A 14,010-nucleotide genomic window follows, 5' to 3' on the forward strand; every position below is an offset into this window, starting at 1 on the left:
GGTTATTTGATGAAAAAAAATATGAGTATCTATCGCCCGGTATGGGTGAACATTCTTGTAATTCTTGGAATGGCAATATTCGCTTTCGTGCGGTTTACCTTCCGGTGTCTTGCATGGATAGCAGTAAAAGTTTCGAACTTGCTGGATATGGTCGGGTCAAAGCGTAAAGCTGATCCCCGTCAACTGGGCATCAATGCCGCAGCAAATGCGAACGTGCCTGTTCATCGTGAATTTGTAGCTACAACCATCTTGGAAACAGCTCCACGTGGTGAAGAGTTCATACCTGCTGACCGTATCGTGTCCATTCGTTTGGATCCGCCGGTTGCAGTGCTGAACCTGCGTGTCTATTACAAACAGAAGTTGATCAAGCGAGAGATGATCGTCACAGAGCAGCGTCTACGGACGTTGATGCAAGGGCGGCACCATTCGCTTGGTGAAGTGGCCTTTGATCCTATAAAGGGTCTGGAAATGATTAAGGACGAAACCGTGCAAATGGCGCAGGACTTGATCAACTCGACAGGCAACATCAGGGTGTCCAAGGCCAAGGTCATACCGGCGGAACGAAGCGAAAAGCCAGTTCAACCGAAACAGGAAAAGATAGTTGCCAAGCGTCAGCAAAGCGATCCAAAACCTGTTGTGCCAAAAGCTGTGGCGGTGCCCAAAGCACAGCCGGCGCCCGAGCAACCTGCGCAACCGAGAAATGCATACGTACCCAAACCTACCAAGGGGGTCACGTTTGAAGGGAAGCTGGTCCAAGCTGGATCCCGTACTTTCACCCCCGAGGGTCGAGCGCCATACGAGACTTTTGAGGCGTTGCTCAAACTCGACAATGGCGTGGATGTTCCTTTGCGAGGTGCAGAACTGGAGAGAGAGTTGCAGCGCTTCAACGTGCGAATCGGGGAGCGTGTTGCAATCACGCCAATGGGTAAGGTGCCAGTAACCCTGCCCAGCGGCGATGAAGGATCGAAAAACGTGTATCGTGTAGCCCGATTGGACGGAACGAAACAATGATCGCGATTACTGCAACTGGCCGCTTGGCGCATCAACCGGAATTGAAAATGATTCCGGGGGGTAGCCAGGTATGTGAATTCCGCATTCTTGACTCACGATTCCACAAGGGACAGGAAGTCACGGAAGCGGTTACGTTTTTTTGCTTTGGTGAGATGGCCGAAGAGTTTTGCTCTACGACTGTCAAGGGACAAGAAATCTCTGCCACCGGAACGCAGGAAACGCAAATCTACACGCCACAAACTGGCCCAGCCAGAACTTACGTGAAATATCGTTTGTCCTGGTTTTCGCGTGGACGCAAGCCCTATACGGGGGAGCGATCGCAAGGAAATGGGTATCAGGGTGGTGCTCAACAAGGTCAGCGACCGGCTCAAAGGCAAAACGATGGTCCCATTCCGGGCCAACGTCCGCAACAGAGACCAGCAGCTGGCCAACCGGACCGTAACTGGCAACAAGGTCATGAGAGGCATCAAGCTTCTGATGGCCAAAATAGCCACCATCGGGAACGTCATGACGATTTTTCTCATTCTGGATTTGAACCCAGTATGGGGGATGAACCAGGCTTTTTGCCATAACTAAACTCACTTCAACCCAACCGGGGCACTTGCCCGGTTGGGCAGTGCTCCTTCCAGGAGTCACTATGCAATTTATGCGTGAGCGGCTGGTCCAGACGGTCCAGCAATTTCAAGATTCAACTGGTGAAGATTCCATGACTGTCCTGATCGAAAGACGAGACGAAAGCATGGGTGTTCACAAAGTCGGGTATGACCGCAAGATGGGACTGCTTGTTGATGGCGAACCGCCATCCCTCATGTGGTACGTTGAGACGGAAGACTTTCATCCGCTGCAGTGGGGCCCAACACTGTTGCACTGACGAATTGGCAAGGCCCGGACGTATGTCCGGGCCTTCTGCCTTGCAAATGGCGTAAATATTTGAGAAAATCTGAGCGTTATGAAAAAAGCCGGTTCCCGACTTTTCTCCTAGCACTCCAACGGAGCTGGTAAGCCGTGCTGATACATCAGCGAACCCAGCCTTCAACAAGGTCTACCCAGCGTAGACGGTTCACATGGCACTCCCTTGCGGGAGTCGCAGTCATAGTCTCTTTCTGAAATCTCCTTCGTAAGAAGATTTACAGAAGGACGATTGGTCCTTTTTACTTTCTTGCTCGTAGAGCAGTACACGGAGCTGGAGTTCCGTGGCGTTTGGTCTCAAGCCATACGCAAATCCAGCCTTAACCAGTCCTCAGGGGAAAGTTTTACTTCCTCCAGGGGCAGGCAAAACTTCTCCCCTGTTGATTACTTCAACAGATCCCTCGAAGGGGCCATCCAATGTGCATCCTTCGTGGGTGTGCATTGGCGGGTCTCGCGGGAGACCCACATTTGCAAATGGAGAGTTCCTTTATGAAAACCAATGACAGCAATGTGTCAGCGCCTCAAGCGCTGCAACAACTGTGCTATGACGTACTTCTTGAAAAGTATGCTGCGCCTGGTGAAACCAGTGTGCGTGAAATCCAAGAACGGGTTGCAACCGCCCTCGCTGAAGATAAGGCCCAACAGGCCCGATTTGTCAGCGCCCAAGTCGGTGGCTTTGTTCCAGGTGGCCGGGTTAATTCGGCTGCAGGCATGGACCGCGTAAGCACCATGATCAACTGCTTTGTGCAGCCCGTGGGCGACAGTATGTCTGGGAGCAATCAAGATGGCCAGCCTGGCATCATGGATGCTCTGCGTGAGTCTGCTGAAACGATGCGCCGCGGCGGTGGTGTTGGATACGACTTTTCTTCCATACGTCCAGTGGGCGCGCGGGTGAAGGGTACGGATTCCAAAGCCTCCGGCCCTGTGTCGTACATGCGGGTGTTTGATCGCATGTGCCAAACAGTCGAGTCAGCTGGTGCTCGGCGTGGCGCCCAGATGGGTGTCATGCGCGTGGATCACCCGGACATTGAGATGTTCATTGATGCGAAGAAAACCCCTGATTTTTCACTGATGGGGTTGGAAAAGAAAGATGCTGACGGCCTCATGGATCTTGTTCGCAAGAATCAAGGGTTTGGATGGTCGTTGCGCTCTGCGTTTGCCACCTTGTCGAACTTCAACATCAGTGTTGCGGTCACCGATGAATTCATGAATGCAGTGGTGAACGATGGTGACTTCGATCTGGTGCACGATGCAGATCCTGTTGAAGCACACTCTACAAAGGTGTGTTCAGACGGCAAAACCCGGTTTGTGTATCGCACTGTCAAGGCGCGGCACATCTGGGACAAGATCATGCGCAACACCTACTATGGTGCTGAGCCGGGTGTGTTGTTCATTGACCGCATTAACCTGGATAACAATCTGCGTTACTGCGAAGTAATCAAGGCTACGAATCCCTGCGGTGAGCAAACGCTTCCAGCCTATGGCTGCTGCTGCCTGGGATCGATCAATCTGACTCGATTTGTCAGTGATGCATTCACGCCGGCGGCGTCCTTCGATTTTGATGGAATGGCAAAGGTAGTCGCGCAGGCCGTTGAGATGCTGGACAAGGTGTTGGATAAAACACGCTGGCCCCTGCCGCAGCAGGCCAGTGAAGCTGCCAACAAGCGGCGTATTGGCCTGGGCTATTTGGGCCTGGGTGATGCAATGGCGATGTTGGGCATCCGGTATGACTCCCTGAGGGGGGCAACATTTGCCGAACACGTAACGGCCGCGATGCGTGATGCGGCGTACATGGCGTCTGTCAATCTGGCCAAGACGTTGGGTGCGTTCCCGTTCTTCGATGCTGAAAAGTATCTGGAGGAAGGTACGTTTGCCTCGCGATTGCCCCAGAAAATCAAGGATGCGATTCGCATGCATGGAATTCGCAATTCGCACTTGCTGTCAATTGCGCCGACTGGGACCATTTCGATGGCCTTTGGTGACAACGCGAGCTCGGGCATCGAACCCATTTTTAGCCTACGTCAGCAGCGCAACAAAATGATGGCCGATGGCTCGCGCCAGGCGTTTGAGCTGGACGATTACGCCTACCGTCAGTTCAAGCTGACACAGGGTGAAGATGCAAAGTCCGATGTCTTTGTGACGGCCATGCAAATGACTGTTGCAGATCACCTTCGGGTGCTGGGTGCAGTAGCGCCTTACATTGATAGTGCGATCAGTAAGACGGTGAACGTCCCTGCTGACTATCCTTTTGAAGATTTCCAGCAGGTCTACATGGACGCCTGGAAAATGGGTTTGAAGGGCATTACGACCTACAGGCCCAATGACATGATCGGTGCTGTGCTGGTGTCTGCAGATGAAGCGGACAAAAAGACGGTCTTAGCGACAGCCCAGGACCTGCGCCAGGATGACCCGGATCGTCGTGTTGTGCTCAAAGATGTACAAAACATCAATGACGTGATGCGCTGGCCTGATCGCCCGGACGTGAACCCGGAAGGTATTACTTACCGAGTGAAGCATCCGCAAGGTAGCTTTGCAGTGGTGGTGAACCACTATCGCAATGGACGAATGCACCCCCTGGAGGTGTTTGTCGCTGGAGCTGAGCAGCCACGTGGGCTGGCAGCGATTGCGAAGTCATTGAGCGTTGATATGCGGACGGATGATGGTGCATGGCTGGCTATGAAGCTGGATTCCTTGCTCAACACCGTGGGAGACGATGGTTTCGAAATGACTGACCCGTCAACGGGGAAGGTTGTGATGATGCCGAGTCTGGCCGCGGGCTTTGCCTATCTGGTGAAGCACCGTTTGACGGAAATTGGAGCACTGGAGAGCACCGGGCATTCGGCGATGATGGATGCCTTGTTCTCCAAACGTGAACCCAAGACGGGGCCCAAGGGGGCACTTGGATGGCACGTCGACATCAGCAATCCGGTCACGGGCGATGATTTTCTTCTTCACACGAAGGAGGTGGTCTTGCCCAATGGTCAAGTGCGGCCATACTCAGTATGGCTGTCCGGTCAGTACCCCAAGGTGCTGGACGGTCTGATGAAAGTGCTGAGCATTGATATGCGTGTGAGCGATCCAGCATGGGTTGCCACGAAGTTGAGCAAACTCACCAACTTTGGTGAAGTGCGCGGCGATTTCCTTGCGCAAGTGCCTGGCGACGTCAAACAGCAGAACTACCCATCAACGGTGGCCTATGTTGCAACGGTGTTGTTGGCGAGATTGAAGGCGCTTGGACTGAGTGGCCATAAGGCAGATCTGCTCAAAGCAGAAAAGCCCGCGGTCACGGTCGAGGTTTCAGCCGTCAATGCTGCAGGGCGTCAATGTCCTGTGTGCAAGACCATGTCACTTCACAAGCGTGATGGTTGCGAGGTATGCGACCACTGCGGCCACACCGGAAGTTGTGGTTAAAGGAAAGGTCTGGTGAATTCCAGACCTGTGCAGGCCCTCGAAAGAGGGCTCTGCCATAAAACACTCCAAGTTTTATGGCAGGGTTTGCCGGTTTAGATGCTGACAGCATGGATTACAAGGTTCTCGATGACATCAGAAATCGCCAGAAAATTCAAAACCTCACTTGTTGCCGTGAAAAAAGTCAGGCAATTGGAAAGTACAGATTGCGGTGTCGCATGTCTGGCCATGGCTGCATCTATTCCTTACTGTGATGCTCGCGCTGTCTTTGTCGAGGTTGGGATATCGGACAGGTACAAGAGGCGCCCGTTTTCAAGTAATTTCAAAGATTTGGGAAAAGCCTTAAAGGCTGCCGGCGTAAATTCACGCATGAAACGGTTTCACGACTGGAACTGTGTGGGGCAGGCGGCAATTCTTAAGGTTTTCGTTCGTAAAAATAATTGGCATTGGGTGTTTGCAGGTCGGGATAGTGAACTCGGGCTTTTTGTGCATGACCCGGCAACGGATTTGCCGTCATTCGAATCAATACCAGAGGATGTCATGTGTATTGACTTTGTGGCATATCGTCCCTCTGGCTGTTTCATTGACATCAAGCCAATAGAGAGTGGTAACTGCCTCTGAGCGAGCGCGGATTACAAAAATCTTGGATTTTAGGTTCCGCTGGAACGCGGGGGCGGAATTTCACACAGTTCTTCACCCCAAAAAGACTCTTCTCGCCCCGCCGCCCGACTGGTTTTGTCTAGGAGCACATACCAAAGGCCTCCATGGTCCATCCCGCCGACGCTGTTTAGGCGCTTGACCTCACCAGTTCGCCCTGGGGATTTTGGTGGTCCAAGACGGGTTTTGCTCTGATCCTTGAGGACTTGGACCCTCAATCCCACTGAAATTTGTATGTCCATGGCACCAAAGTACCTGTAAAGCCGGGTTTGTCCAGTGGGGCAGGGCCAAGTTTCGGCTTGCCGCTTGCGGAATAACCCAGTAAGATTAAGTCGCTTCCTCATTTTGAGGACTCGCGTGTGCAATGCACGCCAATTTCAACCCGAGCGGGAATTCAATTCCCGCAGGGGTATTGGGTTCTCGCTTTTCCTTTTTGGAGAACCCAATGACAAATACCGTTAATGAAGCGGTCAAGCAAAAATCAGCCGATGGGCTTGTTTGCGTGACTCTGGAAGTACACCTGTGGTCTGGACGTAAGCGGCTCAAGAAAGAGCAGCTGATCGCGAAGAACCAGGCTTTTGAAGACCTTCCTCCTGCGACCTTGGCAACTCTTGGCTCGATCAAGATCTGCGACACGGACGATCTCGCCCCCTTCAATGCAATGAAGCGCGAAGCTGAAAAGCTTCTAGCGATCAATGGCCTGCCCCTCCTGGGGACGACCGGCATACCAGAAGCAAAGCTCGATAACGTCTACAAGGGACTGGCCCTCATTCAGGCAAAGTTCAACGACAAACGGGACACCTTCTTCAACCGCTTTGACCGCGCAATTGAAGACTGGCGTAACCAGCCGGAGAACGCTGAATGGAGCAACCTGATCCATGACATTCCATCGCCGGAACAAGCGGCCGGCAAGATGTCGTTCGGATTCCACCTGTGCCGCGTGAGCGCGCCCAGTACGGATGAGTTCAGCGACGCCAACCGGATGTACGCAAAGCAGATGACTGGCCTCAAAGGCGAGTTGTTTGCAGATGCTGCAAGCGAGGCGGAAATCCTGATCACGAAATACCTCACTGGCAAGTCCTTGACAGGGGTGGTTCAAAAGCGTGAGAAGGTGACTTGGAAGACGTTGCGGCCCCTGAAGCGCATCGGCGAAAAGTTCACCAGCTTTGCGTTTCTGGACCCGACATGCGAGCCTATGGCGGACATGATCGACCACGTGCTCGGTCTGCTGCCTGATGATGGCCCGATTGAGGGTGTGCATCTGATGCACATTTGGACCCTGGCACAGGCCTTGTCCAATCCGCAAAAGGCTATTGCGCTGGCGCAGATGGCGTTCGAAGCTGAATCCTCGGCAGACGCCTTTGAAAATCTGCTGGGTGTACGCTCTACGGCGCCGGCTTTCGCCGAGCCTGCAGGCATACCGGTTGAAGTTGCCCCGGCAACCGAGACTACTGCCGCATTCGACAGTGGGTTCATTCAAGTGCCTACTGAGCACCACCTGCAGGAGACCTCGCAAGAGATCGCCCACCAGGCGGATGTTTTGCAGGAACAGCCGTCGTTCGTCGCGCTGTTCTAAACATTCCAACCCAACCCTCACAACGCCTCGGCGTTTGTGGGGGCCTATGGAGGTCACATGAACAATGTGGGAAAGATAGCGAGTGCCCAACGGGTCATCGCTGGTTTGATGTCCCTGATACTGAGCAGGAAATGCACAGTTGAATGGGGCCAGTTGGCTGGATGCGGTGAAAACGGAGCAATCTCATTGCCCCGTCCAAAGACCGGTGACGCTGATGAAATCGCGCTTCTGACACGATTGGCCGTGCATGAAGCTGGACACGAGAAACACACGGACTTTGACTGCATTGAGGGACTGGATGGAAATGTCCGGGCACTGATGAATGCGCTTGAAGACCCTCGTATTGAGCGTGAGCAGGTCAAGACCTTTCCAGGCGCCGCCCTGGTTCTGAATCGTGGATTGGAAGATTCCATCCGTGCGGTAGACGCCAATTTCGATGCAAGTAATCCCGAACACAGCGCAAACCTGGTAACTCTGAATGTGTTGATCAAGGGATACCGAAAGCTGGTGGGTCATCAAGGCATGAAGGAAGCTGCAGACTGTCTGGTTGCCAAGGGCGATCAGATCCTGGGCGAAGATGGTGTGACTGCGGTTGGTCAAGCAATTGATCGTCTGGCTGGTTGTACCAATACGGCCGAAGCAGTAGCTCTAGCGAAGGATCTTTGGCAGGCCTTACAGCCTCCCGAACCGGAGCAACAGTCGCCTCAGTCGTCTGAATCTCAAGACCAGGACGATGCCGCTGATGCTGACGATGAAAGCCAGGAAAAGCAGGATGGGGCTGGCGCAGCGGACAAAGACACGCCAAAACAGCCAAGTGAGCCTGAAGGTAGCGGGGAAGACGAAAGTCCACCTGATTCCGATGGCCAGGCGGAAAGCACGCCTCCTGAGTCGAGCGCTACCGGTGGTGACCCTCCGCAAGGGGGAAGTCCGCAGGAAGATGCCGACGGCGAGCCAGAACCTGAGGGAAATGGCAATGACCAGAACCCTGAAAATACCGGTGGTGCCCATGGAGGTACCGATGATGCAGACGGGGGGGCTGGCGAAGCTGATGGGGACAACCCTGAAGGCAGTACCCCCAAGGAGCCGGGCAACGAATCGGGATCTGAAGACAGTAGCCAGAGTAATGGCGCCGGTGACCAGAATGGTGATGGGAAACCTTCGGCAGGCGCTCATAACCAGGAATCATCAGAAGGTGGTGAAGGTGCAACCGCACAAGAATCACAAAAAGGTGAGGCTGGACAGGGCAAACCAGGTCAGAACGGGAAACTTGATCTCAACTCAGCAATGGGTACTGATCTTGGGACATTACTGGCCCAGGCCTACGAGCTCAAGTACGGGAAACCGGACGTTGATGCTCCTGGTCAAGCGATGGCTGCGCAAGCAACCACACCCACGGACGACTTCACCCAGATGGTGGCTACTGCTTTGGAGCGAGCTGCTGACGATGGTGAATCGCTGGAGAAGGCACTGGAGTTGATTGAGGTGGCCTTGGAAGCTGTTTCCGCATCTGGACAAGGTGAGGGCGGTGAAAAGGAACCTGAATCTCTGGTGCTGGCTGCTGGTGGCGGAAATGCCACGGGCACTTCCAACCCCTTCGACGCATCAGCACGCCTGAATGGTGCTGTGAGTCGTCTCGTGAGGATTTTCACCAAGGAACTGCAGGACAAACGCCGGCGGACTGTGAAGCTGGCTTCGGCTGGTGGGCAGGTAGCAGCCAACCGGGCGTGGCGTCTCAAGGCAATGGGTGACACCAATGTCTTCAAAGTGACCTCAAGTGTCTGTGGTATCGACGCGGCCGCGGCCATCATGCTGGATCGATCTGGTTCCATGAGTCGTTGCATTGTTGAGGCCGCTGGTGCTGCACTGTCTTGTTCGCAAGCGTTGGAGAGGATATCGAAGATCAAAACTTCGATTGAAATGTTCCCGGGCTATGCACACAGTTTGCAAAACACGGTGACGCTGCAGGCATTTGGCCAATCCGCACGGCAAGTGGCGCGCAAGGTCAATGATGTGGATGCAGAGGGTGGAACGCCTTTGGCAGAAGCGCTGATGGAAGTGATGCCCAAGTTGCTTGCTCAGCGCGTGAAGAAGAGGATTGTCTTTTTAGTGACTGATGGCATTCCCAACAACCTTGCTGGGGCGCTTGATGAAATCGAGAAGGCGAAAAAATTGGGCGTTGAGTTCGTAGGCATCGGTATCGGTGAATACGGTAAAGCGATTGAGGGGCTGACCCCTTTCTCGGTTTGGATCAACGACGCATCTGAATTACCGGATGCATTTGAAAAGCTGTTTCGAGGCAACATTGCCTTGAAGTTGGCAGCTTGATTGGGGCTCCTTTGCGCGAAAGCGTGAGGGGGCTTTTTCCGCAGTCCTACTTTCCAAAAGGGGTTGCGCAAAAAGCCAAAACCAACGGCAGGAAATTGGACACGGCAAGTCAAACGTCTGGACGGAGAGCTCTAAATGCTGGACAATGTAATGGTTTTCGCATCTACGCGAATTTCGCAACCTTCCATGGTTGCCTTTATCTTTAACCCCATGGGGCCAGCTGCCCCTACTGGGGTGGTCGGTCCCTTTTTTTTGGAGGGACTATGAACGAAAAAGCGGAAGATCTAGCATTTGGCCGCTGGCCGGACATCCTTCAAGCGAGAGGGATGTCAGCAAGTTACTTCGGAAGTAAAAACGGCCCGTGTCCTTTCTGCCCAGATGGTGGCGGCAAAGACAGGTATCGTTGGACCCAGAAGAAGTACGGTGGTGTGTGGGTCTGCAGTGCGTGCACTGAAGGCAAATACGCAACTGGCTTCAACATGCTGATGAAGCACATGGGATACAAAACATTCCGTGAGGCTGCTGATGATGTGCGGGACTACTTCGGTGCGAACCCGAATGTGAAACCCATAACCAGAGAGCAGCGCATTGCCATGGATGGGTCTATGACTCCAGAACTTGTTCTGCGCAACCGGTCCAGGATGCAACGGACCTGGGATGAAGGCCATGAAGTCACTGCAGGAGACCCAGTCGATCTGTACTTGCATGCGCGGGTGCGGGGGCTGGATTTCATACCGGCCAACATTCGATTCCATCCAGCGTTGCCGTATTGGGCGCCGCCGCCTGATGGACAAGACAAGCCCGTGTTGCTTGGACGCTTCCCAGCCATGCTGGCATTCGCTCAAGCGCCTGATGGATCACTTGCACAGTTGCACAAAACCTACTTGACGCCGGAAGGTGTCAAGGCGAACGTGCCTCTGGTGAAGAAGACTGATCTAGGTGTTGGTGTCAATTCGTTTGCCGTTCGAATGCTGGAGCCTTATGGCGACACGCTCGGTGTGTGTGAGGGGTTTGAAACCGGCTGCGCCTCGGCGATGCTGCGTGACATACCGGTGTGGCCGTGCCTAAATGGGCCTGCCATGTCGGAGTTTGAGTTGCCCAAGGATCTTCACGGGAAAATCAGGAAACTGGTGATCTTCGAAGATTCGGACGAACTCAAGGCTTTTGGGCGCAATCCTGACGGCTCCACAAAATGGAGACGGCCAGGTAGTGTCTACGCTCAGAAACTGGCAGACCGAGCCCGTTTGGCGGGGCTGAGGACATTGATCATCAAGTCTGCGAAGGTTGGTGATGACATGGCCGACTACTGGAGTGCCCAAGCCACGGCTTGACGCTTCTAGAAAAAATTGATTGAACCCTCTACCCTTCGTTGGGTGGAGGGTTTTTTTTGGGCCCAGCCAGCGCCATCCTGTGAGGAAGAACGGGAACCCTCACCAATCCTGATTTGGCCGGCTGCTGTTGGCAACAAACAATGAACTACCCTGCTACCCCTTGGGCATTCACCAACACCAGTTCAAGAATTCGCGCATTCTGCCGTTATATCTTTGAAGCGGGTGATTCGTTGGGCTGGCATTTTGGCAAATATGCCAACAACGAAAGTGAGGCCATCTCAGCCAGCACAGTGTGAAGGAACTCTAATTGTTGGGATATGACTTTTTATGTCGCGTAAGAACTTGAGATGTCAACAGCTACAGGTGAGCCATAAGCTGCGCGGATCTGGTCGTCATCATGATGACTCCAAGGTGTTCGATGCCCGCTTCCTTCATGTAGTGGGGTTTCAGGCGCTGGCCATCAGCGTCAAGAGGGAGGATTTTGGATATTCCTGGCGCCTTGCTGGTGGACATGCTTGTAAAAGTGGATCTGCCTGGATGAACGTCCACACACTTGAGGATTTCAAACTTGTTCGCACACCACATCAGGTAAAGCCGATTTTGGATGGCGGAGATCGTGCCCTCAGCTGGAGCGCAGTTGATCACGTAGTCCCCAGGAAGAACACCAAATCCCATTGGATGTTTGGCCACCACATAGCTCCAGACATTGTCAGGTGCCGTAAAGGGTTCTTTGGAATATTGGGTGGGAATTCGAATAACTATGTTTTCACCCGTTCCCAAGGGCTTGACAAGACGTGTTTCTGGCGGATATTGAGTTATCGAGTCATTCAGGAAGTACCCCGGCTGCTGGTTGGTAACGTCACAAATCTTTAAGAAGATGTCCCATTCCGGCATAAGGAAACTACCGAGCATCGCAGAAACGTTGCCGGCGTCATGTTCTATTGCGTTGCCCAAAAAACGGGCACGGTCAAGCGGAAGAGCTGGAGCACCTAATGTGTCCAGAGCTCGATTAAGGCGGTTGGCGAATCGTTTCAGGAGTGCTTGCGATGCGGTCGATGACATGATGATTTTAGCAACTCACAACTAAACGGGGTCCGTATTCAAATGCGCAATTCTGATTCATATTTTCAATTTGGAACAGATTTATGTGGCAAACCTGTCAATTTTGTCAGTTTAGGGGTTGCAGTGTCGAGCCATCGAATGCAAAGTAATGTCTTGATACAAAATGAATCATTCTGCAATGGAAATTGTTATTAGTCCAACATCTGCTCTACCAAAGCAGACAAAGCCGCCAAAGCGCATGTACTTGCCCATTGTTGATCGAAGTATCCAGGATGAGAACAAAAGTGCCCTTTTGCGCCGCTGGAACTTCGTTTCGACTGACCTGGCTAACGATATACGTGTTTGCCAGCAGTGGTTTCCTGGGCAGCGGGTGCTCCTGGAAATGCTTACTGTTTTAAATGAGGAGCAGGTCCTCGAACTCGCCGACTGCGGCCTGCCTCTTTTCTCCATCCGTACCCCCATCGCTGCTCAGAATGATTCTTTCGACGCCCACAAGCCAAAAGATGCATTCCAGGCAGAAGCCATTGAGGAAGTCTTCATGGCTTTGATTTCCCGCTTGGACTGCCTTCGCACTTCACCGACCCAGGCCACCATGCTTTTCGATCTGCCCTCCGCGCAGGCTAGCTTGATCAGTCGCCACAGCCCACGTGAGTTGCACATGATCGCTACCGACCCAGCAGTGGTGCTTTTGCCAACCGTTGCCGATGAATACTTTTTGATCGCATCTACTACCCAACTGACCTTCAAAGAAAGAACGGTATTGGCTGGTACGGCGCGCAGAAAAAGAGCGATGTAGGCATAAGCCTGCAAATGAAATCCAAGGACCAGGAAGTTTTCAAAATTATGCGCTCAGTCAACCAAGCAACGGCCAATAAAGTGGCTACTGGTAAAGCCACGGCGTCAAAGTCAAGGATCAACCTGTTTGATGATCCAAGATGGGAAGACCGTTTCGACGTTCTGATTCGCTTGACCCAGCGTACCCAACTGATCAAAGACTTAACTGGCACCGACCTTCGTCCCCAGCGGATCAAGGCTGCGATCGACAAGCGCCTGGAGGAAATGGGCGTAGAGATTCAGCGCCCACGAGGAAGCGGCCAGACATACACCGCCAAGGGTTTCCTTTACAAGATGTCGGACAAATACGAGGCAGCCTATTTGCTTGGGCTGCACTTTGGAGCCAATGGTCCCGGATCACAGGCCGCGTTTGACACTAGCCTGGGGAATGCCCTGGACAAGAGGATGGAAACCTACTTGCGCTACTGCAGCGACATGCACGAACGTACGGAAGACGCAAGCATAAGCTTTGAAACCTACATTGTCTTGATTGAAGGTATCAAAAACCATGAAGTACCCATTCATACCTGCAAAGATTGCAGTACTACTTATTGCTGGCCTGTAGGTTCCTACGTGCGTCATTCCTGCCCAGTCTGCGCCGTCCATCAACTCGATGTGAAAGCTGCCAAGCAGAAGCTCGACGCGATGCTCAACGCCAAAAAGATCAATGCGGCCCCTGTCCGGAGTCATTTGTCGGGTGGTAAGTCTGGTGAACCAACTTGAATTTCAGTCGGACTTTTTAAAAAAGCGCCCTTTTAGAGGGCGTTTTTTTTGGCCCATGCAACTCATTAATGCAACATTCTGTATTAAGCATGGAGTTCTAGAGAATGCGTTTTCGCTTTCAAAGTGAAGATAAAACCGGGCAACACACTAAAAAGCGGACGTAGAGCGTACTCA

12 protein-coding genes are annotated in these 14,010 nt (G+C 52.9%); 11 read left to right on the forward strand and 1 reads right to left on the reverse strand.

What is annotated here, in order from left to right; all coding sequences use genetic code 11:
* Nucleotides 1-9: 9 nt before the first annotated feature.
* The 9 genes from ACFQND_RS08150 to ACFQND_RS08190 all read left to right on the forward strand — a co-directional run bounded on the left by ACFQND_RS08150 (nt 10) and on the right by ACFQND_RS08190 (nt 11,513).
* A complete protein-coding gene (locus ACFQND_RS08150; RefSeq protein WP_377412983.1) occupies nt 10-1,011 on the forward strand; it encodes a hypothetical protein in 1,002 nt (333 codons plus the stop codon).
* Nucleotides 1,008-1,583: a single-stranded DNA-binding protein gene (locus tag ACFQND_RS08155; RefSeq protein ID WP_377412986.1), complete on the forward strand. Its 576-nt coding sequence runs from the start codon at nt 1,008-1,010 to the stop codon at nt 1,581-1,583. The genes ACFQND_RS08150 and ACFQND_RS08155 overlap by 4 nt, the downstream gene beginning before the upstream one ends.
* Nucleotides 1,584-1,648: 65 nt before the next feature.
* Nucleotides 1,649-1,882, forward strand: coding sequence for a hypothetical protein (locus ACFQND_RS08160; RefSeq protein WP_377412989.1), 234 nt, complete (start codon nt 1,649-1,651; stop codon nt 1,880-1,882).
* A 527-nt stretch (nt 1,883-2,409) separates the two neighbouring features.
* Nucleotides 2,410-5,331, forward strand: coding sequence for an adenosylcobalamin-dependent ribonucleoside-diphosphate reductase (locus tag ACFQND_RS08165; protein WP_377412992.1), 2,922 nt, complete (start codon nt 2,410-2,412; stop codon nt 5,329-5,331).
* A 126-nt stretch (nt 5,332-5,457) separates the two neighbouring features.
* Nucleotides 5,458-5,949 carry a hypothetical protein gene (locus tag ACFQND_RS08170; protein ID WP_377412995.1) on the forward strand — a complete coding sequence of 164 codons (492 nt, stop codon included), beginning with the start codon at nt 5,458-5,460 and terminating at the stop codon, nt 5,947-5,949.
* Between the two features lie 481 nt (nt 5,950-6,430).
* Complete coding sequence (locus tag ACFQND_RS08175) at nt 6,431-7,561, forward strand: DUF3150 domain-containing protein (protein WP_377412998.1); 1,131 nt, start codon at nt 6,431-6,433, stop codon at nt 7,559-7,561.
* Between the two features lie 57 nt (nt 7,562-7,618).
* Nucleotides 7,619-9,886, forward strand: a complete 2,268-nt coding sequence (locus ACFQND_RS08180; protein ID WP_377413001.1) for a VWA domain-containing protein — start codon at nt 7,619-7,621, stop codon at nt 9,884-9,886.
* A 263-nt stretch (nt 9,887-10,149) separates the two neighbouring features.
* Nucleotides 10,150-11,217: a DUF7146 domain-containing protein gene (locus tag ACFQND_RS08185; protein ID WP_377413005.1), complete on the forward strand. Its 1,068-nt coding sequence runs from the start codon at nt 10,150-10,152 to the stop codon at nt 11,215-11,217.
* A 140-nt stretch (nt 11,218-11,357) separates the two neighbouring features.
* Nucleotides 11,358-11,513, forward strand: coding sequence for a hypothetical protein (locus ACFQND_RS08190; RefSeq protein ID WP_377413008.1), 156 nt, complete (start codon nt 11,358-11,360; stop codon nt 11,511-11,513).
* A gap of 61 nt (nt 11,514-11,574) precedes the next feature.
* On the opposite strand, the gene ACFQND_RS08195 is transcribed toward ACFQND_RS08190, so the two are convergent.
* Nucleotides 11,575-12,279: a hypothetical protein gene (locus ACFQND_RS08195; protein WP_377413011.1), complete on the reverse strand. Its 705-nt coding sequence runs from the start codon at nt 12,277-12,279 to the stop codon at nt 11,575-11,577.
* 163 nt (nt 12,280-12,442) lie between these two features.
* Between ACFQND_RS08195 and ACFQND_RS08200 the strand changes: the two genes are divergently transcribed.
* Both ACFQND_RS08200 and ACFQND_RS08205 read left to right on the forward strand, forming a co-directional pair.
* Nucleotides 12,443-13,075 (forward strand): hypothetical protein, encoded by a 633-nt coding sequence (locus tag ACFQND_RS08200; RefSeq protein WP_377413013.1) that lies wholly within the window; start codon nt 12,443-12,445, stop codon nt 13,073-13,075.
* 14 nt (nt 13,076-13,089) lie between these two features.
* The gene (locus ACFQND_RS08205) at nt 13,090-13,836 is read left to right on the forward strand and encodes a hypothetical protein (protein ID WP_377413016.1); all 747 of its coding nucleotides are present in this window, start codon (nt 13,090-13,092) and stop codon (nt 13,834-13,836) included.
* Nucleotides 13,837-14,010 lie beyond the last annotated feature (174 nt).

The sequence above is a fragment of the Polaromonas aquatica genome (assembly GCF_042659145.1).
GTDB classification, from domain to species: Bacteria; Pseudomonadota; Gammaproteobacteria; order Burkholderiales; family Burkholderiaceae_C; genus Polaromonas; species Polaromonas aquatica.

Coding starts and splice junctions, on each gene's coding strand:
- ACFQND_RS08180 (WP_377413001.1), top strand. CDS start 7,619: ATGAACAATGTGGGAAAGATAGCGAGTGCCCAACGGGTCATCGCTGGT.
- ACFQND_RS08185 (WP_377413005.1), top strand. CDS start 10,150: ATGAACGAAAAAGCGGAAGATCTAGCATTTGGCCGCTGGCCGGACATC.
- ACFQND_RS08160 (WP_377412989.1), top strand. CDS start 1,649: ATGCAATTTATGCGTGAGCGGCTGGTCCAGACGGTCCAGCAATTTCAA.
- ACFQND_RS08200 (WP_377413013.1), top strand. CDS start 12,443: ATGAATCATTCTGCAATGGAAATTGTTATTAGTCCAACATCTGCTCTA.
- ACFQND_RS08195 (WP_377413011.1), bottom strand. CDS start 12,279: ATGTCATCGACCGCATCGCAAGCACTCCTGAAACGATTCGCCAACCGC.
- ACFQND_RS08170 (WP_377412995.1), top strand. CDS start 5,458: ATGACATCAGAAATCGCCAGAAAATTCAAAACCTCACTTGTTGCCGTG.
- ACFQND_RS08175 (WP_377412998.1), top strand. CDS start 6,431: ATGACAAATACCGTTAATGAAGCGGTCAAGCAAAAATCAGCCGATGGG.
- ACFQND_RS08150 (WP_377412983.1), top strand. CDS start 10: ATGAAAAAAAATATGAGTATCTATCGCCCGGTATGGGTGAACATTCTT.
- ACFQND_RS08205 (WP_377413016.1), top strand. CDS start 13,090: ATGAAATCCAAGGACCAGGAAGTTTTCAAAATTATGCGCTCAGTCAAC.
- ACFQND_RS08165 (WP_377412992.1), top strand. CDS start 2,410: ATGAAAACCAATGACAGCAATGTGTCAGCGCCTCAAGCGCTGCAACAA.
- ACFQND_RS08190 (WP_377413008.1), top strand. CDS start 11,358: ATGAACTACCCTGCTACCCCTTGGGCATTCACCAACACCAGTTCAAGA.
- ACFQND_RS08155 (WP_377412986.1), top strand. CDS start 1,008: ATGATCGCGATTACTGCAACTGGCCGCTTGGCGCATCAACCGGAATTG.